General features: G+C 74.5%; 11 protein-coding genes and 1 tRNA gene. 8 read left to right on the top strand and 4 right to left on the bottom strand.

All coding sequences use genetic code 11. The annotated features are described in order from the left end of the window. Position 1 precedes the first annotated feature (1 nt). The 6 genes from ACH4B3_RS05375 (at position 2) to ACH4B3_RS05350 (ending at position 10,540) form a co-directional block, all read left to right on the top strand. Positions 2–1,690 (top strand): NuoM family protein, encoded by a 1,689-nt coding sequence (locus ACH4B3_RS05375; protein WP_398461350.1) that lies wholly within the window; start codon positions 2–4, stop codon positions 1,688–1,690. Next, entirely contained in the window at positions 1,690–3,336 is a 1,647-nt protein-coding gene (locus ACH4B3_RS05370; RefSeq protein ID WP_398461349.1) for an NADH-quinone oxidoreductase subunit N, read from the top strand. Before ACH4B3_RS05375 ends, ACH4B3_RS05370 begins: the two co-directional genes overlap by 1 nt. Positions 3,337–3,594: 258 nt before the next feature. Beyond that, the gene (gene htpX / locus ACH4B3_RS05365) at positions 3,595–4,458 is read left to right on the top strand and encodes a zinc metalloprotease HtpX (RefSeq protein WP_398461348.1); all 864 of its coding nucleotides are present in this window, start codon (positions 3,595–3,597) and stop codon (positions 4,456–4,458) included. After that, positions 4,455–4,853, top strand: coding sequence for a YccF domain-containing protein (locus ACH4B3_RS05360; RefSeq protein ID WP_398461347.1), 399 nt, complete (start codon positions 4,455–4,457; stop codon positions 4,851–4,853). Before htpX ends, ACH4B3_RS05360 begins: the two co-directional genes overlap by 4 nt. Positions 4,854–5,535: 682 nt before the next feature. Further along, a complete protein-coding gene (locus ACH4B3_RS05355; RefSeq protein ID WP_398461346.1) occupies positions 5,536–7,374 on the top strand; it encodes a S8 family serine peptidase in 1,839 nt (612 codons plus the stop codon). Positions 7,375–7,762: 388 nt separating this feature from the next. Then, positions 7,763–10,540 carry an AAA family ATPase gene (locus ACH4B3_RS05350; RefSeq protein WP_398461345.1) on the top strand — a complete coding sequence of 926 codons (2,778 nt, stop codon included), beginning with the start codon at positions 7,763–7,765 and terminating at the stop codon, positions 10,538–10,540. 135 nt (positions 10,541–10,675) lie between these two features. On the opposite strand, the gene ACH4B3_RS05345 is transcribed toward ACH4B3_RS05350, so the two are convergent. Beyond that, on the bottom strand, positions 10,676–11,164 hold the full coding sequence (locus ACH4B3_RS05345) for a YajQ family cyclic di-GMP-binding protein (RefSeq protein WP_398461344.1): 489 nt from the start codon (positions 11,162–11,164) through the stop codon (positions 10,676–10,678). Positions 11,165–11,378: 214 nt separating this feature from the next. Between ACH4B3_RS05345 and ACH4B3_RS05340 the strand changes: the two genes are divergently transcribed. Continuing rightward, positions 11,379–11,460, top strand: a tRNA-Tyr gene (locus ACH4B3_RS05340). A 227-nt stretch (positions 11,461–11,687) separates the two neighbouring features. On the opposite strand, the gene ACH4B3_RS05335 is transcribed toward ACH4B3_RS05340, so the two are convergent. From ACH4B3_RS05335 to ACH4B3_RS05325, 3 genes are all read right to left on the bottom strand, one after another. After that, the gene (locus tag ACH4B3_RS05335; RefSeq protein ID WP_398461343.1) at positions 11,688–12,080 is read right to left on the bottom strand and encodes a hypothetical protein; all 393 of its coding nucleotides are present in this window, start codon (positions 12,078–12,080) and stop codon (positions 11,688–11,690) included. Positions 12,081–12,083: 3 nt separating this feature from the next. Next, positions 12,084–12,755 (bottom strand): DUF6313 family protein, encoded by a 672-nt coding sequence (locus ACH4B3_RS05330; protein WP_398461342.1) that lies wholly within the window; start codon positions 12,753–12,755, stop codon positions 12,084–12,086. A 569-nt stretch (positions 12,756–13,324) separates the two neighbouring features. After that, positions 13,325–13,990: an SDR family oxidoreductase gene (locus ACH4B3_RS05325; protein WP_398461341.1), complete on the bottom strand. Its 666-nt coding sequence runs from the start codon at positions 13,988–13,990 to the stop codon at positions 13,325–13,327. Positions 13,991–14,242: 252 nt separating this feature from the next. Here ACH4B3_RS05325 and ACH4B3_RS05320 point away from each other — a divergent pair, with 252 nt between their 5' ends. After that, on the top strand, positions 14,243–15,259 hold the full coding sequence (locus ACH4B3_RS05320) for a hypothetical protein (protein WP_398461340.1): 1,017 nt from the start codon (positions 14,243–14,245) through the stop codon (positions 15,257–15,259). Positions 15,260–15,301 lie beyond the last annotated feature (42 nt).

Below are 15,301 nucleotides of genomic sequence, written 5' to 3'. Positions count from 1 at the left end.
CGTGAACCACACCACCTTGCAGCTCCTCCTCGCGGCGGTCGTCGTGCTCCCGCTGCTCGGCTCGGTCGCCGCCCTCTTCCCGGCCCCGCCCGGGCTGCGCGGCCGCGACCCGGACCAGGCCGTCCTGCGGCACGGGGTCACCGTCACCGGTGCCGTGCTGGCCGCCGCCGTCGCGCTGGCCGCCGGGTTCGACCACGACGACCCGGCCCGGATGCAGGCGCAGACCGACCTCAGCTGGATCCCGGCCCTGGACATCCGCATCCACCTCGGCGTGGACGGCGTCTCGCTGCCGCTGCTGGTGCTGACCGCGCTGCTGACCTTCCTGTGCGCGGTCTACAGCTACCGGTCCATGCCCGCCGGCCCGTCCCCGAAGGCCTTCGTGGCGCTGCTGCTGCTCCTGGAGTGCGGCACCCTGGCCAGCTTCGCCGTGCTGGACCTGATGCTGTTCTTCCTGGCGTTCGAGATGGTGCTGATCCCGATGTACTTCCTCATCAACCGGTGGGGAGGCGCCGACCGGGAGCGGGCCGCCTGGCGGTTCATCCTGTACACGCTGCTCGGCTCGGTCGTGATGCTGCTGGGCCTGCTGCTCATCGGGCTCAAGGGCGGCACCTTCGACATGGTGGCGCTCGCCGCCGACAACGGGGACCGGCTGAGCCACACCACCCAGCTCGTCGCGGTCCTCGCGATCGGCATCGGACTCGCCGTGAAGGCCCCGATGTGGCCGCTGCACAGCTGGCTGCCGGACGCCCACACGGCCGCTCCCACGGTCGGCTCGGTGCTGCTCGCCGGCGTGCTGCTGAAGATGGGCACCTACGGGTTCGTGCGGATCGTGCTGCCCATGGCCCCGGAGGGCGCCCACACCTTCGCGCCGTACCTGGCGGCGTTCGCGGTCGTCGGGATCATCTACGGGTCGCTGGCCTGCCTCGCGCTCGCCCGCCCCGGCGCCAAGGGTGATCTCAAGCGACTGGTCGCCTACTCGTCCGTCGGCCACATGGGCTTCGTGCTGCTGGGCATCGCCACCCTCACGCCGACCGGGGTGAACGGCGCGCTGTTCGCCAACATCGCCCACGGTCTCATCACCGGCCTGCTGTTCTTCCTGGTCGGCGCGGTGAAGGACCGCTACGGCACCACCGACCTCGACCAGCTCGCGGGCCGTACCGGCGCCGCGCTGTACGGCCGGGCACCGCGCCTGGGCGGGCTGATCGCCTTCGGGGCGGTCGCCTCCCTCGGACTGCCCGGGCTCGCCGGGTTCTGGGGCGAGATGCTGGCCATGTTCGGGGCGTACGAACCGGCGGCCGGGCTCAGCCGCCCCGCGTACCTCACCTATCTCGCCCTCGCGGCCTTCGGCACCTTCCTCACCGCCGCGTACCTGCTGGTCGTGGTGCGCCGGGTGTGCATGGGGGAGCCGGGCGGCCGGAGCGCGGCGGCACCGATCGCCGGCCTGCCGGACGGCGGACCGGCCGCCGCGGCCGCCCTGCCGGACGGCCCGTCCGGTGGCGGTGCAGGCGGCCCGTCCGGTACGGGCCCCGCCGGTGCCACGGCTCCCTCCGACCCGGTCGACGTCCGCGGGCACGAGTTCGCGGCCTGGACCCCGCTGGTGGCCCTCACCCTGGTCGCCGGGCTCTGGCCCGCGGTCCTCCTCGGCCTCTCCGACCCGGCAGTGCAGCAGCTCCTCGCAGGAGGCAACTGATGACCGTCAGTGCCGCGAACCTCGTCCAGTCGGTCGACTGGGCCGCGATCGCCCCGCCCACCATCGCCGCCGTCGCGGCCATCGCCGTGCTGGTCGCCGACCTGTTCCTGCCCGAGCGGCGCAAGCCGGTACTGGGCTGGGTCTCGGTGGCCGGGATCGTGCTGGCCGGCCTGTCGCTGCTGCCCCTGCTCGACGGCGACCGCAGCACGTTCTGCCTCACCACCCCCGGCGACGAGGGCCTGTGCAGCTATGTCGCCGACGACTTCACCATCGCCGTCCAGCTGCTGGTGATCGGCGGCGCCCTGCTCGCGGCGCTGCTGTCGATCGACCCGGTGGCGGATCTGCGACTGCCCGCGGGAGAGTTCTGGTTCCTGCTGCTCGCCGCGGTCGCGGGCGCGCTGCTGCTGCCCGCGTCCCGGGATCTCGCCACCCTGATCGTCGCCCTCGAAGTGGCCTCGCTGCCGTCCTTCGCGCTGGTCGGGCTGCGGCGCGGGGACCGGCTCTCGGCCGAGGCGGCGCTGAAGTTCTTCCTCTCCTCGGTCACCGCCACCGCCGTCACCCTGCTCGGCGTGAGCTTCGTCTACGCCGCGACCGGCACCATGCACCTGGCCGCCGTCGCCGACGGACTGGCCGGGGTCGACCCCCGGCTGGAGACGCTGGCGCAGACCGGGGTCGCGCTGACCCTGGTCGGCTTCGCCTTCAAGACGGCCGCCGTCCCGTTCCACTTCTGGGTGCCGGACACCTATGTGGGAGCCCCGCTCCCGGTGGCCGGCTACCTGTCCGTGGTCGGCAAGGCGGTCGGTTTCACCGGCATCATCCTGGTGACGGTGCTCGCCTTCCCCGCCTACGACGAGGTCTGGGGCCCCGCCCTGGCCGTGCTCGCGGCGCTCACCATGACCGCGGGCAACGTCGCCGCGCTCCGGCAGCGCCCGGACCGCGCGCACAGTGCGGTGCGGCTGCTCGCCTGGTCGTCCGTGGGGCAGGCCGGCTACCTGCTGGTCCCGGTGGCCGCCGCGGGGTACGCCGACACCGGCCGGGACGCGGCGCACGCCGTCGGTGCCACCGTGGCGTACGGCCTGATGTACGCGGCGGTGAACCTGGGTGCCTTCGGGGTCGCCGCGCTGGTCGCCCGGTCCCGTCCGGCCAACCGGATCGACGACTACCGGGGGCTGTACGCCTCCCGCCCGCTGGCCGCGCTCTGCCTCGGCTTCTTCCTGCTCTGCCTGGCCGGCCTGCCGCCGGGCATCGTGGGGCTCTTCGCCAAGGTGGCGGTCTTCTCCACGGCGGTCGACGCGGGACTGGGCTGGCTCGCGGTGGTGATGGCCGCCAACGTGGTGATCGCGCTCTACTACTACCTGCAGTGGACGGCGGTCCTCTTCCGCGGCCGTCCGGAACCGGCGATGGCCCCGGAACCGGCGGTCGCCCCGGAACCGGCCGTGGTGCCGGAACCGGCGGCGGTGCCCGTCGGCGCCCGGGGCGCGGCGGCCCCCGAGCCGTCCGCCGCTCCCGCCGGTGCGGTGCCGGACGCCGGGGCGCGGGTGCCGGCGCCGCTGGCCGCCGCCATCGGCCTCGCCGCGCTGCTCGCGGTGGCGCTGTCCGGGGCGCCGCAGCTGGTGCTGCACTTCGCCTCCGGCACGCTCTTCTAGGAAGACGCCCCCGCCCCCACCGGACCCGCGTGCCGCGCCCCTCCACCGGCCCGCCGCGGGCCGGTGGAGCCGCGCCGGTCACCGTCCGGCAGGGGGTGAGCCGGCGGTCCTCCGGCTCACCCCGATGGCCTAATCGCGCCCGGTCCGCGTCAGGGAACCCGCGCCTTCCATCTGGCGTTGTCCAGATCAGGAGGGTCCACTGGAAGGTGGGCATACCAGGCAAAGGGTTCCCCTGCCGCGTCAATTGGAGGGCGTACCGTGCACCGTCGGCACAACGGGCTCAAGACCGCCGTACTCCTCGGGGGACTGTCCGCCCTCATCATCGTGATCGGCAGCCTCTTCGGGCGCGTCGGCCTGATCATCGCGGTCTTCGTGGCCCTGGCCACCAACGCGTACGCCTACTGGAACAGCGACAAACTGGCACTTCGGGCCATGCGCGCACGGCCGGTGAGCGAGTTCCAGGCACCGGAGCTCTACCGGATGGTGCGAGAGCTCTCCACCGCCGCCCGGCAGCCGATGCCCCGGCTCTACATCTCCCCGACCGACGCGCCGAACGCCTTCGCCACCGGCCGCAACCCGCGGAACGCGGCGGTCTGCTGCACCGAGGGGATCCTCCGCCTGCTCGACGAGCGCGAGCTGCGCGGGGTCATCGGCCATGAGCTCAGCCATGTGTACAACCGGGACATCCTGATCTCCTCGGTGGCCGGCGCCCTCGCCTCCGTGGTGATGTTCCTGGTCAACTTCGCCTGGCTGATTCCGATAGGCCGCTCCGACGACGACGAGGGGCCGGGCCTCCTCGGCATGCTGCTGATCATGATCCTCGGCCCGCTCGCCGCCTCGCTGATCCAACTGGCCGTGAGCCGGTCCCGCGAGTACGAGGCCGACGCCTCCGGCGCCCAGCTCACCGGTGATCCGCTCGCCCTCGCCAGTGCGCTGCGGAAGCTGGAGGCGGGTACCCAGGCACGGCCGCTGCCCCCGGAGCCGCGGCTGGAGACGGCCAGCCACATGATGATCGCCAACCCGTTCCGTCGGGGCGCGGGCATGGCCAAGCTCTTCTCCACCCATCCACCGATGGCCGAGCGCATCGCCCGGCTCGAACAGATGGCGGGGCCGCGACAATGAGGACACTTCTCAACCTGATCTGGCTGGTGCTCTCCGGCTTCTGGCTGGCCTGCGCCTATGTGGTCGCCGGGCTGCTGCTGTGCATCACGATCATCGGCATCCCGTTCGGCATCGCGTCGTTCCGTATCGCCCTGTTCGCCCTGTGGCCCTTCGGGCGTATGGCGATCCCCCGGCTGGACGCCGGAGCGCCGTCCTGTGTCGGCAATGTGCTCTGGCTGGTGCTGGCCGGCTGGTGGCTCGCGCTGGGCCATGTGGTCACCGGGCTGCTGCTGTGCATCACGATCATCGGTATCCCGCTGGGGCTGGCGAACTTCAAGCTCATCCCGATCTCGCTGACCCCGCTGGGGCACGAGATCGTCCGCTCGGACACGCCGTTCGCGCAGCGAGGCTGGTAGCCGGCCGGCGGACCCGCGCCCCGCGCCCCCTTCCCGGGCGGCGGCCCGGGCGCCCCTTTCGGGCCGGGCGGCCGGGCCGTCGGCGCGACGGGCGGTGCCCCGGGGCACGTGCGCTCTTCCGGAGCCTCCCGGGTGGGCCCGCACCCTTTCCCGCCGCGGGCGGGCCCCGCTTCCCGGCGCGCCACCCCGCTGCCCAGCCGTTCCGCCGTCCTGGCGCCCTCGGCCGCGTCCGTGGCGCGGCGGGGCAGGCTCTTCTCGGACTCCGGCTTCCGGACTATGATCCCCGCATTCCGGACGTCCCCGCGTCCGCCGTCACGGCCGGCCGGTCCGTTCCGGTCACGGTGAGCGAGCGCCCCGGCGCGAACGATGACCGCCGCCCGCGGTTCGGGCCGGTCCAGGCGCCCTGACGCCCGACCCTCGTGACCCGCGAGGGTTTTCCCCGTATCGGCGTCATCTTCGCGCTGCCTACTGTCTGCCCACCGGTGGTCTCCGCTTCTGGCACCGGGGAAGCCTCCGCCTCCGTCCCCCACGACGGGCGCCGGAGATGTCTCCTCCTGTCAGGTTCATGAGCAATGCGGAGACCACCGGTCAGGGCCGGCAACGCCGCCTGCCGATGAGCACCCTTCACCCCCCATTTTTCGCTGCTTCCCCCACCCCGGAGCAGTTCTCGAAAGGGACTCCCTTGACCGAATCAAGGCGAAGACTCATATCCATCGCGGCCGCCTGCGCCACCCTCGCGGGTGTCACGGCCGCCTCCTCCGTGGCCCTGGCCGCGCCGTCGGCCCCCGCGCCCAAGCCGGCGCCCGTCTCGCAGTCGGTGGCCGGCGACGCGCCCGCCAACCGCCCGGCCGAGCGCCTGGTGGTCGGCTACCAGGCGAAGTCCGAGGAGGCGCGGTCCGACAAGGCCGTCACCTCCGACGCGGCGGCCAAGGGCCGCAAGGCGGGCGAGGAGCTGACGTTCGAGCGCCGCCTGGGCACCGGTGCCGCCGTGATCGACCTGGGCGGCAAGACCTCCAAGGCCGAACTCGCCGATGTCATCGAGACGTTCAAGGCCGACTCCGACGTGGCCTACGTCGAGCCCGAGACCTTCGCCTACGCGATGGCGACCCCGGACGACACCGAATACGCCAAGCAGTGGGACCTCTTCGAGCCCACCGGCGGCATGAACGTCCCCGGCGCCTGGACCACCAGCACCGGTGCCAACACCACCGTCGCGGTGCTCGACACCGGGTACGTCGCCCACTCCGACCTGGCCGCGAACATCGTGCCCGGCTACGACTTCATCTCCGACGCCGCCCGGGCCCGCGACAACAACGGACGCGACAGCAACCCCGCCGACCAGGGCGACTGGAGCGCGGCCGGCGAGTGCGGCACCGACTCCAAGGCGAGCACCTCCTCCTGGCACGGCACCCACGTCGCGGGCACCATCGGCGCGGTGACCCACAACGGCAAGGGCGTCGCCGGCGTCGCCTACGGGGCGAAGATCCAGCCGGTGCGGGTGCTCGGCAAGTGCGGTGGCAGCTCCATCGACATCGCCGACGCCATCACCTGGGCGTCCGGAGGCTCGGTCCCCGGCGTTCCCGCCAACCCCACCCCCGCCAAGGTCATCAACATGAGCCTGGGCGGCGCGAGCGTCTGCTCCAGCACGTACCAGAACGCCATCAACGCCGCGGTGAAGCGCGGGACGTCGGTCGTGGTGTCCGCGGGCAACAGCAACAAGGACGCCGCCGGGTTCCAGCCGGCCGGATGCGCCAACGTCATCAACGTGGCGTCCACCAACCGCACCGGGGACAAGGCGTTCTACTCCAACTGGGGCAGCACCGTCGACGTCTCCGCGCCGGGCGGTGAGACCCGCCGGGCGACCGACACCCCGGGCACCGTCACCACCCCCGAGAACGGCATCCTCTCCACCCTGAACGCCGGCACCTCCACGCCGGCCGGTGAGAACTACAAGCCGTACCAGGGCACCAGCATGGCCGCCCCGCACATCGCCGGCCTCGCCGCGCTGATGATCTCCGCCAAGCCGGACCTGACCCCGGCCCAGGTCGAGCAGGCGCTGAAGGACAACGCCCGCGCGCTGCCCGGTACCTGCACCGAGGGCTGCGGCGCCGGTATCGCGGACGCCACCAAGACCGTGGCCGCGGTGAGCGGCGGCACCACCCCGCCCGGTGGCGCCACCTTCGGCAACACCGACAACCTGAACATCCCGGACAGCAACACCACCGGGGTCACCTCGTCGATCAGCGTCACCGGCCGGACCGGCAACGCCCCGGCCGCCCTCAAGGTCGCCGTCGACATCAAGCACACCTACCGGGGCGACCTGGCGATCGACCTGATCGCACCGGACGGGACGGTGCGCAACCTCAAGGGCGTCAGCAACGACAGCGCGGACGACCTGAACACCGTCTACACCGTCGACGCCTCCTCCGAGGCGGCCAACGGGACGTGGAAGCTGAAGGTCACCGACCGGGTGGCGGGCGACACCGGCTACCTGGACGCCTGGAGCCTCACCTTCGCCTGACGGCAACCCTGAGCAGCGCTGACGGCGCGAGCCCGGACGGCGACCCCGACGGGGGGCCCGGCGGGACGCGCCCGAGGCGTCACCGACCCCGACGACCGCCGGGCCCGGCCGGGTACCCCCCGACCGGGCCCGGCGCCGTCCGTCCACCCTAGGCGGCCCCGCCCGCCCCGGCCGCGGGGCCGTCACCCGGACACCACCACCGTCCTCCCGCCACCCCAGCACCCCCACCACCCCCACCGTCCCCCGGCACCACCGAGGGCCCCGCGGGACCCGAAGGGCCCGCCACCGCCCGGTGACCGCCGGTGACCTGCGGCCGCGGCCACGGACCCGGCCGGCCCGGTCCGTATCCTCTCCGGCAGGAACCACACCGGCCCGAGGGATGGTGGACATGCCGTTGAACCCGTACCTGGAGGCGCCCGTGGGCCGGGCGGACCTGCTGGCCCGGCTGGAGCGCGTCCTGGGCGAACGCGGCCGGGTCGTCCTCACCGGCGCCGCCGGGGTGGGCAAGACCACCCTCGCCGCGGCCGCCGCGGCCCGCGCCGAGCACCGCGGGGAGACCGTGCTCTCCCTGGTCCCGGAGGAGGCCGACCGGCACATACCGGGCGCGGTGGCCGCGACCCTGCTCGCCGCCACCCCCGCCGGACTCGTCGCCGACCTGCCGGACCCGCAGCGCGAGGCGGTCGCGGTGGCCCTGCGCCAGCTGCCGCCCCCCGATGGCGTCCGGGACCCGATCGCGCTGCGGATGGCCGTCGCCGGGCTGCTGCGCTCGCTCAGCGCCGCGAGCCCCGCCCTGCTGGTGGTGGACAACGCGCACTGGCTGGACCCGGAGAGCGCCGCCGTCCTCCGCTTCGCCCTGCACCTCGCCCCGTCCCGGCTCCGGGTGATCCTGGTCGAGCAGCTGCACGGCACCGGACCGGGGGTCGACGCGGGCACCGACGTCGTCGCCGGCCTCGGCGGCCCGGACGTCATCGTGGTGCCCCCGCTGGACGCCGACGAGGTCGCCGAACTGCTGGTCCGGCACGGCCTGCCGTACCGGCTGGCGGGCCGCATCCACCGGGCCAGCGGCGGCAACGCCCGGCTGGCCCTGACCGTCGGCCGCTCCCTCAAGGTCGCCCGGCCGTCCGTCCACCACGCCGACGGCCTGCCGCTCACCGGTCAGGTGCGGCTGGCCGCCCGGCGCATGCTGGACCGGGTGACCGAGCCGGTGCGCGAGACGCTGTTCCTCGCCGCGCTCGCCCACCAGCCCACCGCCGCGCTGCTGCGCCGGGCGGGCCGGCCGGCCGCCGACGCCGAACTCGCCGACGCCGAACAGGCGGGCCTGATCAGCCTCAGCGAGGACGGCGCGGTGGCCTTCACCGCCGACGTCCTGCGCGCCACCCTGGTCGCCGAGGCCGACCAGCACGCCCGCGCGGCGGGTCACGCGGCCCTCGCCGAAGCGGTGTACGACGCGGTGCACGCGGTACGCCACCGGGCGCTGGCGTGCGACACCGCCGACGAGGAGCTGGCCGCCGCGCTCGCCGGCGCGGCCGCCGCCTCCCGGCTGCGCGGCAACCGGGCCCTCGCCGCCGAACTCGCCCTGCTCGCCACCGAGCGCACCCCCGGCGACCGGCCCGGGCCCGAACTGGTCCGGTTGGTCACCGCGGCCGAGGACGCCGGCCGGGCCGGCCGGGCCGACCTGGCCCGCCGTGCGGCGAACGCGATCCTCGCCCGCGACGCCACACCGGCGGACCGGGTCCGGGCCCGGCTCGCCGTCTTCGACACCGCCGGGCAGGGCCTGGCCGACCTGGACGAGGAGTACGCGCACGCCCTCCAGGACGCCGGCGGCGACCTGGAGCTGCGCGCCGCCGTCCAGCTCCGGCTCGCCTGGAAGTACCTGCTCGCCGACGGCGACCCCGGCCGGTCCCGGCAGGCGGCCATCGCCGCCGCGTCCCTCGCCGAGGAGGCCGGCGACCGCTCCACGGCGGCCAAGGCGCTCGCGGTACGCGCCCGGGTGGAACGTTCCCTCGGCATCGAGGAGGCCGAGCGGAGCCTCGCCGAGGCCCGGGCCCTGGAGATCGCCGAAGGGCCCGCCGGGGCGCTCAACCCGGCCCAGATACTGACCATCCGGCACGCCCTCTTCGACGACCGGCTCACCGAGGCCAGGGCCCAGCTCATCGCCCTGCTGCCGGTGGTGGAGCGCCGGGGGACCGCCGAGGACGTCATCGAGGTCTGCCGCACCCTGGCCGAGGTGCAGGTCCGCCTCGGCCAGTGCACCGCCGCCCTCGGCCACGCCCGGCGGTCCCTGGAACTCACCCTGGAGGCCGGGCTGTCCCCCGGGCCCGCCTGGTTCGCCGCGGCCGTCGCCGAGACCGCCGGGGGCTCCTTCCAGCGGGCCGCCAGCTACGCCCGGCGCGGGGTCCAGGCGTCCGAGGAGGAGCGGGACCAGATCTTCCTGGCCCGCAACCGCTACGCCCTCGGCCGCATCCAGCTGATCACCGGCGACGTCGCCGCCGCGGTACGCACCCTGCGCTCGGTGCAGGACCTGGAGACGGCCCAGCAGGTCGTCGACCCCTCCATGGTGCGCTGGCACGAGGAACTGGCGCTCGCGCTGGTGGCCACCGACGAACCCGGACGGGCCGCCGAACTGATCGCCGCCACCCGCCCCACCGCCGAGCGGCTCGGCCGGGACACCGTGCTGCTGGGCCTGGACCGGGCCCAGGCCATGTGCCTGGCCGCCCAGGGGGACCCCGGGGAGGCCATCGCGCGGCTGGAGGAGATCGCCCACCGCTACGCCGAGCGGGACCTGCCGCTGGACCAGGGCCGGACCCTCATCCACATCGCCCGGGTGGAGCGCCGCCGCCGGCGCCGGGCGCCCGCCCAGACGGCGCTGCAGGCCGCGGCCGAGGTGTTCACCCGCCTCGGCGCCCGGCCGTGGCTGGCGCTCACCGCCGAGCCGGTCGCGGCGCCGCGCGGCGACCGCGCCCCCGCCGTGCCGGGGACCGCCGGCCCGCTCACCGAGGCCGAGCTGCGGCTGGCCCGGCTGGTCTGCCAGGGCGCCAGCAACCAGGAGGCCGCGGCGAAGATGTTCCTCAGTGTGAAGACCGTGGAGGCCCGGCTCACCCGCATCTACCAGAAGCTGGACGTGCGGTCCCGGGCCCAGCTGTCGGCGGCCCTGCGGCAGTCCTGAGCCGGAGGCCGCCGGGCCCGCGTCCGCCCCGGCCGCACACAGCGGCCCGGCGGGCCCCGGACGACCGCCGGGGCCCGCCGGGCCGCTGTGGCCGCCACGTCCGCCGGCCGGCGGACGTGCGGACCGGACCGCGGGTCAGCGGTAGTTCACGAACTGCAGCGCGAAGTCGAGGTCCTTGCCCTTGAGCAGCGCGATGATGGCCTGCAGGTCGTCCCGGCTCTTGGAGGACACCCGCAGCTCGTCGCCCTGCACCTGCGCCTTGACGCCCTTCGGGCCCTCATCGCGGATGATCTTGGCGACCTTCTTCGCGTTCTCCTGCGAGATCCCCTCCTGCAGCGAGGCGGAGATCTTGTACTCCTTGCCGGACGCCTGCGGCTCACCCGCGTCCAGCGCCTTCAGCGAGATCCCGCGCTTGACCAGCTTGGACTGGAAGACGTCGAGGATCGCCTTGACCCGCTCCTCGGAGTTGGCCCGCATCTCGATCTTGTCGCCCGACCACGCGATCGAAGCGCCGACGTTCTTGAAGTCGTAACGCTGGGAGATCTCCCGGTCCGCCTGGTTGAGCGCGTTGTCGACCTCCTGCCGCTCGACCTTCGAGACGATGTCGAAACTGGAGTCGGCCATATTGAGTTGGCTCCTCGTACGTAGATCGGTCAGGGATGCGGTCCCGACGGCCCCGGCGCGCCGGCCGGGGGAGGACCGCACCGGTCAGCCTAGCCACCCCGGCCATGATCGAGTGGAGATCAACCCGGTGGCGAAGCACCCCGGGGCATCGGGTATTGTTTACGTCGTTGCCAGGGAGTCCCGACGCAAGAACGGAGATCCTGGTGGCATCCCAGGCGGTGTGCCCGAGTGGCCAATGGGAGCGGACTGTAAATCCGTCGGCTTAGCCTACCCAGGTTCGAATCCTGGCGCCGCCACAGGAAGAAGATGGCCCGTGAACAGCGGAAACGCTGCGCACGGGCCATTTTCTCGTGCGCTGCGCCGCCGAGCGTGACGTCCGCCGGGAAGCCCTGCCCGCGACCCGGGGCGGCCGGTCCGGGCCGCCTGGCGGCGCCGGGGCGGCCGGCGTGATCGGTGCCGGAGAGGTCACCCGCCCGGCGGGACCGGTGGGCGGGGTGCCGGGGCCGGGCGGGACCGGCGGGCTTCAGCCGGCCGCGCCCGGCCCGCGTGGGGGCCACCGGTTGGGGTCGTCCGGACCGCGCGGGGGCATGGGGTCGTCCGGGGGGCGGGGCAGGAAGGGCAGCGGCTCCATGTCCTCGCTGTGCGACCAGGTGCGGTACGGCGCCGCGGTCTCCCGCAGCATCCCCGGGTCCCAGGTGCGCTCCGCCGGCCGGAGCTCCTCGAGGGCCACCCCGGCGATCTTCGCCAGGTCCAGCAGCATCCTGGCCGTCAGCGGCTGGTCGAGGTGCTCCTCGACGTCCTCCGACCCCCACCGGATCACGGTCTCCGCGGCCCTGGCGAGCCCTTCGGCGCTGGCCGTGGGGAAGGCCAGGGCCAGCGAGGCCCGCACGATCTCGACGGCATCCTCGGAGCGCACTGTTCACCGCCTCCTTTCACAGACGATGCAGAGCCCGAAGCGAGCGGTGACCCGCAGAGTCATCCGGCCGGTGTTCTGCGCCTGGCGCAGGCACTCGTGGCGGTCCAGATGAGCGTACTGCTGGGTCGACATGGTGTCCCGGACGAAGACCTCCCAGTGGTCCTGGGCCCGGGACCAGTCGTTGCGGTGGGCCACCCGGACCCAGGCGTCGGCGAAGTCCTGCTGGGCGTGCGTCCCGTGGAAGTAGGGGGCCAGGTCGTCGATGAGCCCCGGTGGCCGGATCCGCCGGCGCAGGGTGCGCTGCCGGAAGAGGGTGTGCGTCGAGATGGACTTCACCCGGCTGATCCGCTGGGCGATGACGTGCCCGGCGAAGCCACCGATGATGGCGGGCACCAGCAGCCAGCCCACGATCGACGCGATCCACAGCAGCACGTGCTCGGGCGCGTCGATCAGGGTGAAGGCCCCGTAGACGTCGCTGGGGCTCTCCGCCCGCGCGGCGAAGAAGTACAGCAGGCCCATGCCCGCGGACAGCGGGAGGCCCCAGTCCAGTATCCACTGGGTGACGCCGGTGAGGGCCTTCCGGGAACGCCAGACCCGGCGCAGTCGCTGGAGGAGACGCCGGCGTCCCGGCGGTAGCTTCAGATGGCCCGGAATCGGGATGGGTCCGCCGTGCAACTGCTGCCGCTCCCCCCATGGTGGTCGCCTCAACGCGGTTGCGACACAGGGCACTTGCGCGGGCGTGGTCAGATTCTGCCGCAGGGCCGTGTCCGGGGGCGAATCGCCGGCCGGGTACCTCCTCCGGGGCGCGGCCCCGGGCTGCGGGCCGGCCGCCGGGCGGTGGCGGAGCGGTGGGCGGCGGGGCTGGGCGGAGGGTGCCGGGCTCGCTCTCCCGGAGGGGCACGGGCAGCAGCGGGGCGGCCCGGCGCCGTCGAGCGTGAACGCTCCTCCGAGCCGACCTCACGCCACCCGGCGGCCGGGGCCCGGGCGCACGGCTCGCGGACCGAGAGCGTCGCGGACGGCCGCGGGCGGCCGTTCGGCCGGGAGCCGGCGGCCCCCGGTCCCGGGCGCACTTCCGAACCCGAGGGGGCCCGGGAGGGGCCCGAGTGGACCGGTGCCGAGGTCGAGGGCCTTAGCGGACCCGTGCGGGAGGCCAGGGCCTGGCTGGACCGTGCCCGGGGCGGTGGGCCCGAGTGGACCCGCGCGGGTCGGGTCCCGGCACGGGGGCGGGGCCCCGCGGGGACGGCTCAGGAGGCCGTGGCGAGTGCCCGGGCCGCGTCCGCCACCGGCTGGTCGCCCCCGATCAGCTCCAGCGTGAGGCCGGTGGTGCGCTCCTCGTCCAGCAGCGCCACCAGGGCCGCGGCCACGTCGTCCCGGCTGACCTCGCCGCGGCCGGTGCGCCCGGCGAGGGTGACCCGGCCGGTGCCGGGGTCGTCGGTGAGCCTGCCCGGCCGGAGGATGGTCCAGTCCAGCCCCGGCCGGGTGCGGATCGCCTCGTCGGCGGCGCCCTTGGCCCGGAGGTAGGCGGTGAACACCGGGTCGGCGCCGTCCGGTGCCTCGGGGTCGGCGCCCATCGAGGACACCATGAGGTACCGGCGCACCCCTGCCTGCTCGGCGGCGTCGGCGAGGAGCACCGCGGCGGCCCGGTCCACCGTCTCCTTCCGGGCCGCGCCGCTGCCCGGCCCGGCGCCCGCCGCGAAGACCACCGCGTCGGCGCTCTCCAGGTGCCGGGCCACGTCGCCCACCGACGCGGACTCCAGATCGCACACCACCGGCTCGGCGCCCGCGGCGAGCAGGTCGCCCGCCTGCCCCGGCTTGCGGATGATGCCCGCCACCTCGTCCCCGCGCCCGGCGAGCAGCCGCTCCAGCCGCAGCGCGATCCGGCCGTGTCCTCCAGCGATGACAATGCGCATGATCCCGACCGTACGCCGTGTGCCGCACGGTGCAACCCTGACCGGCCGTGGGCGGTCTCTACCGTCGAAGAGACGACCCGAGGAGTCCCCATTTCCGCCGTACCCGCACTTCGCCGCTCCCTGACCGCCGCCGGCTGCGCGGCGCTCCTGGCCCTGGGCGTCGGTGCCTGCGGGCCCGACGAGAAGACCGCGTCGCCGGGTGACCGGCTGGCGGACGCGACCGACGAACTGGGCCGCCGGACGTCACTGTCGGTGAGCTTCGCCGTCGACGCGACGCCCGAGCAGCTGGTGAGGCTGACCGGCAGCGGGCCGGGCGCGGACCCGATGCCCGAGAAGACGGCCGAGGTCCTGGCCGGCCTGCGGGTCACGCTGTCGGTGCAGACCCGGAAGCCGGTCGCCGAGGCGGCCGAGAAGGACGTGGTCGGCTCCGCGGTCACGGTCTCCGGCGCGGACGGCGAACTCGTCGAGTACCGGCTGATCGGCGACACCGCGTACTACCGCGTCGACCCGGACGCCATCGGCGGGCTGACGGACGTTCCGCTGCCCGACGCGACCGAGGCGGACGAGCTGTTCCCGGAGGCCGGGGACGGCATCAGGCGCGCCCTCGAAGGGAAGTGGATCAAGATCGACACCGCCGGGATGGGCCCGGCGCTCGACGAACTCGGGGCCGGGGCGGGGAAGGAGTCCGGCGCCGACGCGGGCCGGCCCCGGCCGGGCTTCGACCTCGGCGCCCTGAAGCGGGAGCTCACGGCGGTCAAGGGTGTGGTGCTGGCCGACGCGGGGACCCGGGACGGGGCGGACCACGTGGTGGCCACCGGCTCCGCGCGGAGGCTGCTCACCGGCATCGTCGGCTCGCTGCGGCCGTTCACCGAGGGCCTCCCCGGCGGCGGCGACCTGCCGACCGCCGAGGACCTCGGGGACGTGCCGGACGAGAAGCTGAGCGTCGACTTCGCGATCCGGGACGGGAAGCTGTCCCGCGTCACCGCCGACCTCGCGCCGGCCGTCGAGGGCCTGAAGGAGGGTGAGAAGCTGCCGCTGGCACTGGAGTTCGGCGAAGCCGGGCCGGTCAAGGCCCCGGCCGGGGCCACCGAGGTCGACTTCGCGGATCTGCTGGCCGGGCTGAGCGCGCTGGCGGTGGACAGCATCTCCGGTGACAACTTCACGGTGGAGGCGGACACCCTCGACGGGACCGGGTTCGAACAGTACGGGGACCTGGAGACCGGCGACGAAGGCATCTCCGGCCTGCGGATCGACGCCGACCAGCTCTAGCGCCGCCGCCACCGGGCGGGCCACCGGGCCGCCCGGCCCGGC

This window comes from Streptomyces sp. NPDC018031 (genome assembly GCF_044327625.1).
Taxonomy (GTDB): Bacteria; Actinomycetota; Actinomycetes; order Streptomycetales; family Streptomycetaceae; genus Streptomyces.
This window is presented reverse-complemented; position numbering and strand designations above follow the sequence as displayed.